This window comes from Dactylosporangium sp. NPDC050688, assembly GCF_040654515.1.
Classification (GTDB): Bacteria; Actinomycetota; Actinomycetes; order Mycobacteriales; family Micromonosporaceae; genus Dactylosporangium.
The window spans coordinates 23,794-35,909 of record NZ_JBFAIC010000089.1 but is presented as its reverse complement, the minus strand read 5'-3'; the positions used below and the strand labels follow the sequence as shown (position 1 = coordinate 35,909).

The following is a 12,116-nucleotide window of genomic DNA, read 5'->3' as shown; positions in this document are numbered from 1 at the left end:
AGGCGGGTCTGGTCGACGCGGAGCGGCGCGGCACGTGGGTGTACTACCGGGCGCGGCCGGCGATCCTGCGCCAGCTCGCCGCCCTGCTCACCGTCCCGGCACCGGACTGACCCCGGACTGAGCCCCGGCCGCTGAGCCCGTCCCGCAGACGCCCAACTTCCGTCGTTCGGGTCGCGTTGATCACCTTCGCCAGCCAAGGGGCCCGGACCGTTGGCTGTCCTGCCTGGCCACCCGGACGACGGGGACACGCCCTTTCACGTCCCCTGCCGGGCACCGCCGTCGAGCAGGTCGTGGGCGGCCGCCCGGAACGCTTCGGGGTCGAGGTGGGCGACGGTCACCAGGGCATCCGTCCAATCGCCGACCGTCAGCGCCATGCTCACCAGCCGGCGGCTCCAGGACGGGTCCTCGTCGCTCAGCCGCAGCGCCGCTTCGCTCATGACGCGGGCCGCTGCGACCGAGTCGCCGATGCGGGACAGCAGCCGCTCCGTGCGTCCGGTGTCACCGGCCCGGTTCGCCGCGGTCGCGAGCGACACCCACGCCCGCACGCGCAGGGTCGCGTCGTCGATGCACGAGGCGAGCTCCTCGCTGTGTCCGTCGGCCGAAGCGGCTTCGGCGGCCTCGACGAGGTCCAGGACGATCACCTGACGGTGGCGGCTGCGGATCTTGCGGGCCAGGCGGACGGTGATGTCCCGATCGCCGAGCGCGGCCGCGACGCGGATGAGGGCGGTCAGCCGCGACTCGCGGATGTTGGCGTTGTCGAGGGTGGCGACGGCCGCTTCCGCCGCGACGATGCACTGCCGTGCCCGCACGGGTTGCTGACCAGCGAGGGCCAGCTCCGCCACCGGGATCAGCGCGGCCGACCGGTCCCGTACGGTGCGGATGTCGGCGACGGCGCGGTCCAGGGCATCGGTCAACAGGTCGTACCGTTGCTTGTCACTGTGTTCCAGGAAATACCGGCCGAGGCGGACCAGCGCCTGGGCCCGCGCCGGTCCGGCGCCGAGCGCATCGGCGACGTCGGCTGCGGTGTCGATGAGGCCGGCGTCGCAGAGGCCGTCCACCAACGCGCCGAGCGCCTCTTCCCGGCGGCGGCGGTTGAAGATCTCTTCGGCGTCCGAACGCGCCTCGGCGGCGACGGCCTGGGCGGTGTCGTGCCGGCCGGACCCGGTGAGCAGGGGTAGGAGCCGGGCCAGGTGCTCCGTGGACCGGCCGGCGTCCCGCAGTGACCGTGCGGCGCTCAGCGCGCTGTGCAGCAGCGTGTCAAGGTGCGGGCCGTCGAGGTCCGCGAGCCCCGCCGTGATGAGTGCCGTGTAGGTGGCGGCTCGCTGCTCACCGTCGGCGATGCTCCCCGCCGCGAGCTGTGCGGTGCCGGTGTCGCCCGCGGTCGCGGCGATGCGGGCGATGTCCGCCCAGAGCCGGTCACGGATGTCCAGCGCCTGGATTCCCGCGGCGATGTGGCGGCCGAGCGCGACGTTCCCGGCGGCCAGTGTCCGGGCCAGCTGCGCCTGCGCCTCCTCGCGACGGCCGCCGTGCTGGATGTCGGCGATCACCTGCTGCGCCGTGTCATGGTCGCCGGCCCGCGCCGCGGCGTCGGCGACGTCAGCGGAGGCCAGCGCGTGGTGGTACGGATCCTCGATGACCGGCAGGCAGCCTCGGGCATGGTCCAGCCGGCCGGTGCCGACCGCGCCCCGAACCAGCTCCGCCAGGGCGGCGGCACGCGCCGTCCGGTCGTCCACGGTCATCGCCAGTTCCCGCGCCCGCTCGATCTCACCGCACCTGCCGGCGACCTCGACGACCTGCATCAGGACCTGGTCACGCTGGCGCCCGTCGGTCAGTTCGGCGCTGCCGAGGACCGCCCGCGCCACCAGGCGCATCGCCAGTGCGGTGTTGCCGACGGCCACGGCGGCCCTTGCGAACGTGACGTCGGCGGCGGCACGTCGCTCCGGTTTCGGGCCGGTGCGGGCGAGCGCCTCGGCCTCGTGCGCCAGCACACCGGCCAGATCCGGTTGTTCGCGGCGCACCGCGCATTCCGCCACGGCCGTCAGCACCTCCGCGCGGGTCTCGACATTCGCGATCATCGCGGCGATCGACCTCGACTCCTGGAAGTGCCCGGCGTCCGCCGCGAGGGTGGCCATCGTCGTCAGTGCGCCTGCCTGCCGCGCGGTGTCGGCGACGCGCAGCGCCAGCAGCCGCGCCGGCGCGTACAACGCGGCCCAGGCGGCGGCGGTCGCCAGCGCTCCGTAGGCCTGGTCGCGCAGCGCCGGATTGCCGATCGTGCCCGCCGCGAGCTCGGCTTCCGAAAGCAGGTCGGACGCGGCCGCGCGCGTCTCGTCGTTCCATCGGATCAGTGCGGCGAACGCGACGGCTCGCCGATAGGGGTTGGCCAGGGACCGCACGACCAGCACGGCGTCCGCGACGGCCACGACCGCCATCGCCGACGGCTCCGGCGCCGTGTCCTGCATCAAGCTGGTGAGCGCGTCCGCCTCGGCCTCCAGCCGCCGCGCAGCCCGATCGTCACCGGCAGCGCTCATGGCCGCCGCAACCTCGCGCAGTGCCAGCAGCCGCAGGTCCGCGTCAGGCACCGTACGAGCGAGCGCCTCCGCCTTCCGGATGAGCTCCGCCGCCCGTTGCGGGTCGAGTCCGGCCGCCGTGGTGGCGAGCTTGCACAGCGACGCTGTCCGGCCGTGGCGTTCGCCGCGCTGCGCCGCCTCTTCCGCCTCCGCGCGCAGCGCATCGCTGCGCGCAATGTCGTGCACCGCCCGTGCGGTGGACGCAAGCCGCTCCAGCGCGACCGCCCGCTCAGCGAACAGCACGATGAACCGGGCCGCTTCCGCCGCGGTGTCGATCTGCCGGCCGACGCCCGCCGGCCGGGGTGACCGCAGCGCGAGCGGCACGAGGCCGGTGAGGATGGCGGCACGTTCGTCGGGTCGCGCCACCGTGCCGGCCAGCCGGTACGCCCGTTCGAGCAGATCCTCGACCTTGCCGCGGCGTTCCGTGCCGGCGAGCAGCGGCAGCAGCCGCGTCAGCGTCCCGGTGTAGGCCCCCGGATCGTTGAGCTGCTGCGCGGCGGCAATCGCCGCGTCGGCGTACTGCCGCACGGCACCGTCGTCGCCGAGCGAGACGGCCCCTTCGAGGAGCTGGACCGAGGCAGCGGCCCGCACCGCGCTGTCGGCGATCTTCGCGGTCATGGCCGCCGCCCGCAGCAGGCCGTCGCCGTCCGACTCGATACCCGTCGCGCGCCACAACGCCCGGTCCCGGGCCGCTCCGCGCAGCAGGTCCGCGATGCGGTGGACGCGGTCGGTGCGCCCTGCCGCCGCCGCGGCCTCCACGACCGCGGTCAGCGCCTCCTCCCGCAGGTGCGGGTCCGGTATGTCCGCCGCGAACCGCTCGGCGGGGTCGAGCTGTCCACCGTCCGCGGCGGTCCGGCTCAGCCGGGCGAGCAGCTGGTTGCGGGCACCTTCCCCAGCGACGTCGTCGATCAGCGCCGATGCCGTGGCGAAGTCTCCGGCCTGCCCCAGCCAGCCGGTGAGCGCGGCCAGGGCCTGTTCCCTCCGAGAGCCCGGCAGACGCGAAACCGCCGTCCTGGCCGCCGGCAGCCACAGGCGCAGTCGCGGCCAGTCCTGGCGCTCCCCGGCGAGTCCCACGAGGCGGAGCACGGCGTCAGCGTGCCGCGCACCGTCGGCCAGGTCGTTCGCGACGCGGAACGCGACGTCGGCGTCCCCCGACGCGTACGCGTGCTCGACGACACGTTGGAGGGCTTCGTCGCGCTGCGCCGGCAACGCGATGCCGCGGGCGACCCGCTCGGCGTCCACCGGGTCGCCGGCCTCCAACAGGACCGCGACCAGGCCGGTCAGCACCCGGGCACGGGACACCGGCTCCGCAGCGGCCTCCGCCGTCTCCAGGACGGCCTCGCACAGGTCGGCCGCGGCCGGTCGATCACCGGACGCGGCGGCGGCACGGGCCAGCGCGGTGAGGACGGCGGCGCGCCGATCTGTCAGCGCTATGCCGGTCGCCACCTGCCGGGCCTTCTTGAACCTGCCGGCGAGGCCGAGGTGCGAGCAGATCGCGGCGATCACCTCCGCCTGTCGATCGAGCTCGGTGATGTCCAGGGCGATCCGCTCGGCAAGGTCGGTCTGGTCGAGCGCGACGAACCGCTTCGCCAGCAACAACACTGCCTGCAGCCGGCGCTCGTCGCCGGGTATGGACAGTGCCAGGTTCTCCGCACGGACGCTGTGCCCCAGTGCGGCCCAGACCGCAGGCAGCGCGATCGGAATGTGCTCATTTCTGAGCGCCAGGCCCTGCCTGACGATCGCCACGTCCAGCACCAGCCGCAGTTGGGGCTCCGGTTGCCGCAGCAGCGCCAGCTGCACCTTCCGGATCTCCGCCATGGCCGTCGTGTCACCGCCCGTGAGATCCAGCAACCTGTCCTGGCGGTGCGGATTCATCGCGAGCCGCACCAGCCGGTCGAGGTCGAGCCGCGGGTCCAGGATCCGGGGGTAGTCCCGCAGCAGGTACATCGGCGCGTCAGCCGGCCAGTCGCGCGCCTCGAAGCCGTCGGCCCAGTCTTTGATCTTCGAGCGCCACTCGCTCAGGCGCGCCTCGCCGAGCCGCTCCGTCGCCTCCTCCCGCAGCGTCTCGTGCGCGAACAGGTGGACCCGACGTGACGACCGGCCGGCCCAGGGGTCGACCCTGGACGTGACGGTCCTGCCGAACGGACCGGTCAGGGCCTCCTGCACCTCGTACGGAGCAAGGCCCGTGAGCATCTCCATGTCCTGCTGCGTGAGACCACCTCCTGCCGCGGTGATCAGTGCGAGCAGACTTCTGGCCGTGTCGTCACCACGCAGCAGCGCGCCCAGTTCGGTCCTGGCCCGGTGCTTGATTGCCCGCGCGTGGGCGGAGACCTCGAGTTCCCGGACCCGGCAGCTGCGCAGCGGGTGATCGGATTCGACGTCGTCAGGCGGCGACTCCATGGCCCGGCTCGACACGATGACCCTCAGGTGCCGGCTGGTCCGTCCCGGCAGCAGCGACGCGATGCTCGGCAGCCGCGCGCCAGCGGTGTGGCCACGGTCCTCGTCCAGGGCGTCGACCAGCAGGACGAGCGTGCGACCCAGATCCTCGGCGCGTTGGATCGCCGAACGCAGCGCGGCCCGCCGGTAGGCATCGGCCGACGCGTCTGACAGTGCGGGTGGCACGGACTCGCCCAGCAGCGCGGCCAACTGTTCCGAGACGGCCTCCGTGTACGACGCACTGTCGGACTGTGAGGCGAACCGGGCGGTGATGAAGAACGACACGACATCGGTGTCCGGCGGCGGGTGCAGGACGAACCAGGACATCAGTGCGGTCTTGCCGGCCCATGGTCCCGCCTGCCACCAGACGTACGGCTCGTCGCCGGCGCACCACGCGGCCAGTTCCTCGAGCTCGGTCTCCCGGTCGGCCAGACCGTCGGCGGGGGCCAGGTCCCAGAGGCGTTCGACGTACCCGGTGTGAAACCACCATTTCGGTGCCGGCACGGCACCGTCCAGCTCCACCAGCGGATGCCGCAGCCCGATCGTGTCCGCGAGCGTCTGGCGGTCCTGCGCGTCGGCACCGTCGAGCAGCTGCTCGATCCGCACGGCGCACAGGCGGTTGAGCCCTTCCCGGCGATGATGTTCGATGACGACGCCGACGATGCGGTCCGACACCCAGACCGCCGACCCGGACATGCCCTCCCACGGGGACACACCCGGCTCCGGATCGTCCGCGGGTGGCGGGACGGTGATCTCGATCGTCTGGGACCGCCGGTTCGACACCGGCGACGTCAGCCCGTGCGCCTCGTGCAGCTCCCGGTACGTCGGCACCGAGGCATCGAACTCGCCCCGGACCTTCCACCGGGGGAAGCCCGCCGTCCTGACCGGCACCTGCGCCGAGCGCTGCACCAGCCGGCCGTAGCTCACGCCCGCCACGCCGCCGTCACCGGCCGGCGGGTCGATCGCCAGCAGCGCGACGTCGCTGTGCGGCGCGGCCCAGGTCACGGTCGCCGCGACCGACCACTGCGTGGCCATCCCCGCGTCGAACCGCACGACGACCGACTCGGCGTCACGCACGGCGTGCGCGGCGGTCAACACGCATGTCGTGGTCACCCGGTAGCCCGAGGCGCGCCAGACCGTCCCGCCGGCACGACGGACGACAATCTCCGCTATCCGTCGAGCGTCCATCCGTCCACATCCGCACACAACACAGCGCTGCTGCCCATCCGGTCGCGCTCCTCTCGGGTGCGGTCAGCGTCTCGCGTCGCGCCGGGTCGTACAACGATCGCACACCGTGCCCGGCGCCGGATCGGTTGACGAGGCGCTCGACGGCTCCGAGCGGTGCGTCCGCCCGGCCGGACAGCCACCCGAGCCGGCCCGCCGGGTGTCCTGCCGGACCGGCGGGTCAGGCGGTCAGCAGGTAGTCGTCGGCGTCGGGGCTCCAGCGCAGCTGGACGGCGCCGCTGGTGGCGGCGGCCTTGCAGAACTGCAGGAACGTGCGGTAGCCGAGCTTCTTCTCGCTGAAGTCGGGCCGGACCCGGCGGACCTGGTTCTTCAGCCCGGACAGCGCGACCCCGACCTCACCGGCGGCGGCCGACCCGGCGGCGACGTCCTGCACCACCGAGCGCAGCAGTGCGAACGCGGCCTCCTGGTCGCCGTGCTCCGGCAGCCCCACCTCCGGGTCGCCCTTGGCGGGGCCGGCGACGAGCTCGATGACGTTGCGGTCGGCGAGGTGGCGCAGCAGCTCCCCGAACGCGCGGAACCCGTAGTCGGACTCGCTGAACGTCGGGTCCTTGCGCAGCAGGGTCCGCTTCAGCCGGGACGCGGTGACCTCACCGCCGGAGCTGCCCTGCAGGCCGGCGACCGTCTGCGCGACGAGGACGGCGAGCGTGTCGCTGTCGCGGACCGGCTGCGGCTCCACCTCCACGTGTACCGCGGGCGCCGGCTCGCGTGCCGGCTCCGCCCGGCGGTGGTCGGCGTCGGCGGCACGGGCGGGCCGGCCGCTCCGGGCGCGGGCCGCGGGGACCTCGACGCCTTCCAGGCGGTCGTAGTACAGGAACTCGTCGCACGCCGGCGGCAGCAGCGCCGACGTCGACTTCTCCACCCCGACGCCGATGACCCGCTTGTTGAGCCCGCGCAGCTTGTGCACCAGCGGCGTGAAGTCGCTGTCGCCGGTGCACAGCACGAACGTGGAGATGTACTCCCGCTCGAACGCCAGCTCCATCGCGTCGACGGCCATCTTGATGTCCGCGGCGTTCTTGCGCGAGGCACCCATGCGCTGCGGCATCTCGATCAGCTCGACGTGGGAGCGGGTCAGCATCCGCCGGTCCTCATCGAAGTAGGACCAGTCCGCGTACGCCCGGCGCACCACCACCCGCCCGCGCTCGGCGAGGGCGTCGGCGATCGGCCGGAAGTCGAACGTCATCCCGCCGAGGTTGTCGCGCGCGCCGAGCGCCAGGTTCTCGTAGTCGAGAAACAGCGCGATCCGGTCTTCTTGATCCACGCCCGTGAGCCTACGCGCCCGGCGCGCAGGACGCCCGCCACCGCAAAATGCGAAGCGGCGTACCGCGCTGTTGACCTAGGCTCGGGCGCGAAGCATTCGACGCGAAGAGGAGACGACCATGAGGACATCCGGCGGCTGCCCAGGTCCCCTGTCCGTCTCCGCCGCCGGAAAGGCGCTTCGTGTCCGATCGGTTCGAAAGTCCTGTTGACCCCTTCCCGACCCGCGACGACCGCACCCCGCCCGCCGGGGTCCGCGCGTTCGTGTTCGAGACGTTCCGGCCGCTGCGGCCGGTCGTCATCATCGCCGTCGCCATCACGGTCCTGTGCGCGGCCGTCGAGGTGTGGCTCATCGGCTACGCCGGCCGCGTCGTGGACACCCTCGCCGGCGCCGACCCGGGCACGCTGTGGGCCGCGCACGGCACCGAACTGCTGACCGTCGCCGTCTTCGTGCTGCTGGTCAGGCCGCTGCTCAGCGCCGTCGGCGAGGTCCTCGACGACATCACGTTCCGGGCCAACGCCCGCCCGCTGGCCCGCTGGCGGGCGCACCGGTACGTGTCGCGGCAGTCCGTGGGCTGGTTCCGCGACGACCTCGCCGGGCGCATCGCCAGCTGGGTCCGCGACGGCGGCGACGCGGCCGCCACCGCCGCCTACAGCGTCATCCACACGCTGGTGTTCGTCGTCGCCTACATCGCCGGCTCGGTGTGGGTGATGTCCGCGATCGACGTGCGGCTGCTGCTGCCGCTGGGTGGCTGGATCCTCGCGTACGCGGCGCTGATGCGCTGGGCGGTGCCCCGGTACCGGCGGGCGGCGGAGGACCTGCAGGAGGCGGAGTCGGCGCTGACCGGGCTGCTCGTCGACTCCTACGCCAACGTCGACACGCTCGCGCTGCTCGGCGGGCACGCCGCGCGGGTCGGGCACGACCGGCGGGTGTTCGCCGCGGCCAGGCGCGCCCACCTGCGCCTGCAGCGGGTCGAGGTGACCATCAACAGCAGCATGATGGCGCTGGGCAGCGCGCTGCTCGTCGGGCTCGTCGGCTACGGCATCGCGCTGTGGCGTACCGGATCCGCACCGCTCGGACTGGTCGCGGCGGCGCTGGCGCTCAGCTTCCGCATCACCGCGATGGCCGAGTGGCTGCTGGACGCCGTGTCGTCGCTGTTCGGCTCGGTCGGCGCCCTGCGGCGGGCCCTGCGCACCGTCGCGCAGCCCTTGGCCGTGCCCGACCTGCCCGACGCGGCCCCGCTCGCGGTGCGCGGCGGCGCGATCAGCTTCGTCGCGGTCAGCCACCACTACGGCCGCGGCGACGGCGGGCTGGACCGGATCAGCCTCGAGGTCGCCGCCGGCGAACGGGTCGGCGTCGTCGGGCGCTCCGGCGCCGGCAAGTCCACGCTCGTGGGGCTGCTGCTGCGGTTCCACGACGCCGAGTCCGGCACGATCCTCGTCGACGGCACCGACATCACCACGGTGCCGCAGGAGAGCCTGCGCGGGCAGATCTCCATGGTCGCGCAGGAGGCCACCCTGCTGCACCGCTCGATCCGGGAGAACATCGCCGGCCCCGGCTCCGGTCCCGGTGAGGCCGACGACGCGCGGGTGCGCACCGCGCTGCGCCGGGCGTCTGCCGACGGGTTCGTCGCCGCGCTGCGCGACGCGGAGGGCCGCACCGGCCTCGACGCGCACGTCGGCGAGCGCGGCGTGCGCCTGTCCGGCGGGCAGCGGCAGCGCATCGCGCTGGCCCGGGCGTTCTACCGCGACGCGCCGATCCTCGTCATGGACGAGGCGACGTCCGCGCTCGACTCCGAGGCGGAGGCCGCCATCCACGACACGCTCGGCGAGGTGATGACGGGCCGCACCGTCATCGCGATCGCGCACCGCCTGTCGACCATCGCCCACCTGGACCGCATCGTGGTCCTGGACGCCGGGCGGATCATCGAGGAGGGCACCCACGCCGACCTCGTGCGGCAGGGCGGGCTCTACGCGCAGTTGTGGTCGCGGCAGTCCGGCGGCTTCCTCGCCACGGCCACCGACTGGTCACAGCAGTGACGGCGCCGCGACGAAGGTGTAGCCCAGCTGCTGGATGCCGTCGACGAGCTCCGGCAGGTGCTGCAGGCCCAGGAACGGGTGGTAGAAGAAACTTGCCACGTTGTCACGGACGACGAGCTGGCGGCGGGCCGAGGCGACCAGGTCGGGGGCGAGCCGCACGCCGTGCTGGTTGAAGCGCTGGGTGGCCACGTTGCCCAGGGTCTCGGGGATGACCGGGGTGCCGTAGGCGTCGTCGACCGCGTACGGGAAGAACTGGCTCACCGACCGGGCGCTGACCGGGTTGCCGGACAGGACGCCGGAGAAGTACAGCACCGCTCGTAGCGGGCGCGGATGCCGGGCGCCGTGGCGATCGCGCGGTAGTCCGTGGCGCTGGCCGTGTAGTGCGGGAACTCCCAGATGTCCGGTGGGTCAGCCCGGCCGCGGTCCACTCGCGCCGGGCGGCGTCCAGGCGGCCGAGCGCCCACCCGGCCGAGTCGCCGGCGACGGCGCCGTCCAGCATGAGGACCCCCGACGGCGGCGGCAACTTCGGCGCGCTCCGCGGGTCGGCGCTGCACGCGGCGGCCACGACCACCGCCACGACCACCGCACAGATCCGCCGGCACACCCCTGCTCGCCTGCCCATACGGTTCCACGGTAGTTGCCCGGCCGGATCCCCGGCGCCGATTGGTGAACCCCGGCCGGGTCATCCCGTGCGGATGGTGTGCCCCGCGGCCCGCGCGGCCAGAATCGCCAGGTGCCTACCAGCCGGCCGCCGGACGCCGCCCGGGCGATGATCCTGCCTTTCGCGCTGGCCCAGTTCATCTGCAGCTACGCCGGCACCGCCATGAACGTCGCCATCACCCCGATGGCGCACGACCTGCACACCACCGTCTTCGGCGTGCAGACGACCATCACCCTGTTCACGCTCACCATGGCGGCCCTGATGATCCCGGGCAGCAAGCTCACCGACGTGTGGGGCCGCAAGCGCTGCCTCGTCGGCGGGCTGCTGCTGTACGGCGTCGGCGCCCTCCTCGCCGCGGTCGCCCCCGGGCTCGGCGTGATGCTCCTCGGCAACGCCCTGCTGGAGGGCGTCGGGTCGGCCCTGATGATCCCGCCGATCTACATCCTGATCACGGTCGCGTCCCCGGACCTCGCCGTGCGGGCGAAGTACTTCGGCATCGTCAGCGGTGCCGGGGCGCTCGGCGCCGCCACCGGCCCGCTCATCGGCGGCCTGATCACCACGCTCATCACCTGGCGGGCGTCGTTCCTGCTGCAGGTGCTCGTCATCGCCTGGATCGTCGTGCTGGTCCGCCGGCTGCCCGACCCCGCCCGCCCGGACCCGCGGCCGCACTTCGACGTGACGGGTGCGGTGCTGTCGGCGGTCGGCCTGCTGTTCGTCGTGCTCGGCGTGCTGCTGTCGACCACGTACGGCTGGGGCGCCGCCCGCACCGACTTCACCGTCGCCGGGCACGTCCTCATCGCCGAGGGCGGCGTCTCCCCGGTCTGGCCGTCGCTCGCCCTGGGTGCCCTGGCCCTCGCCCTGTTCGTGCTGCACCTGCGCCGCACCGAGCGCGCCGGCCGCACGCCCCTGGTACACCTGCGCATGTTCACCAACCGCGCCGCCAACCTGGGTCTCGGCACGCAGACGGTGCAGTGGCTGGTCATGCAGGGCATGTTCTTCGTCACCGCCGTCTACCTGCAGGACGCGCTCGGCTACAGCGCGGTCATGACCGGCCTGGCGCTCACCCCGGCCACCGCCGGCATCCTGGCCTCCTCGGCCGCCGCCGAACGGTTCGCCCGCCGCCGCAGCCAGCGCACCCTGATCGTCGGCGGCTTCGTCCTCACCGTCGCCGGCACCGTCACGCTGCTGGCCCTGGGCGCCACCGGCACCGGCGCGTGGCGCGCCGCCCCCGGCCTGCTCGTCGCGGGCGTCGGCCTCGGCGCCATGCTCACCGCGTCGGTGAACCTGGTGCAGTCCGCGTTCCCGGACCGCGACCAGGGCGACATCTCCGGCCTGTCCCGCGCCGTGTCCAACCTCGGCTCGTCGCTGGGCACCGCCCTGGTCGGCTCCGTGATCGTGTCGGCCGCCCAGCCGGGCCGCCACCCGTACGCCGCGTCGCTGACCGTCCTGGTCATCATCACCGTGGCCGGCCTGCTCGTGGCGGTCCGGCTGCCGCGCGAACCGGCCCCGGGCGGCTGACGGCGCCGGCTACGCCCACGGGGCCGTCGGCTGCAGCACGGCCTCCTGCAGCGCGCCGGAGCGCAGGTGGGTGATCTGCTGGTACTGCGGGTCGGCGACCATCCGGCTGAACGCGCGCCGGCTCGGATAGCGCACGAGCAGCACCGCGTCCCATTGCTGGCCCGGCTCCGCGACCAGCGCGGGCAGGCCGTTGCCGGCGTAGAGGACCTCGACGCCGTAGCGTGCCGCGACGGTCGCCCGGAACGCCTGCGCGTACTGCTGGTACTGCTCGCGGCCACCGTCGGCGAACCGGAGCAGGTTCAGCATCACGATCGGGCCGTCGTCGCCGTCGCCGGCGGCGAGGAACTCGGCCAGGGCGGCGCCGGTCGGGTCTACGGCCATCGTCGTGCCTCCTG

At 73.7% G+C, this 12,116-nt stretch carries 6 protein-coding genes and 1 pseudogene; 3 read left to right on the top strand and 4 right to left on the bottom strand.

All coding sequences use genetic code 11. The features are described from left to right. Positions 1-110 (top strand): annotated as a pseudogene (locus AB0H83_RS46310) (transcriptional regulator); the annotation flags it as partial. A 144-nt stretch (positions 111-254) separates the two neighbouring features. Here AB0H83_RS46310 and AB0H83_RS46305 read toward each other — a convergent pair. Further along, positions 255-6,101 (bottom strand): hypothetical protein, encoded by a 5,847-nt coding sequence (locus AB0H83_RS46305; protein ID WP_360108446.1) that lies wholly within the window; start codon positions 6,099-6,101, stop codon positions 255-257. A 307-nt stretch (positions 6,102-6,408) separates the two neighbouring features. Continuing rightward, positions 6,409-7,506, bottom strand: a complete 1,098-nt coding sequence (locus AB0H83_RS46300; RefSeq protein ID WP_360108443.1) for an NYN domain-containing protein — start codon at positions 7,504-7,506, stop codon at positions 6,409-6,411. Positions 7,507-7,685: 179 nt separating this feature from the next. Between AB0H83_RS46300 and AB0H83_RS46295 the strand changes: the two genes are divergently transcribed. Continuing rightward, entirely contained in the window at positions 7,686-9,542 is a 1,857-nt protein-coding gene (locus AB0H83_RS46295; protein WP_360108440.1) for an ABC transporter ATP-binding protein, read from the top strand. On the opposite strand, the gene AB0H83_RS46290 is transcribed toward AB0H83_RS46295, so the two are convergent. Continuing rightward, positions 9,531-9,854 (bottom strand): DUF2334 domain-containing protein, encoded by a 324-nt coding sequence (locus AB0H83_RS46290; RefSeq protein ID WP_360108437.1) that lies wholly within the window; start codon positions 9,852-9,854, stop codon positions 9,531-9,533. The genes AB0H83_RS46295 and AB0H83_RS46290 overlap by 12 nt on opposite strands. 421 nt (positions 9,855-10,275) lie before the next feature. Here AB0H83_RS46290 and AB0H83_RS46285 point away from each other — a divergent pair, with 421 nt between their 5' ends. Beyond that, entirely contained in the window at positions 10,276-11,721 is a 1,446-nt protein-coding gene (locus AB0H83_RS46285) for an MFS transporter (protein ID WP_360108434.1), read from the top strand. Between the two features lie 9 nt (positions 11,722-11,730). On the opposite strand, the gene AB0H83_RS46280 is transcribed toward AB0H83_RS46285, so the two are convergent. Next, a complete protein-coding gene (locus tag AB0H83_RS46280; RefSeq protein WP_360108431.1) occupies positions 11,731-12,102 on the bottom strand; it encodes a DUF1330 domain-containing protein in 372 nt (123 codons plus the stop codon). Between the last annotated feature and the right edge of the window lie 14 nt (positions 12,103-12,116).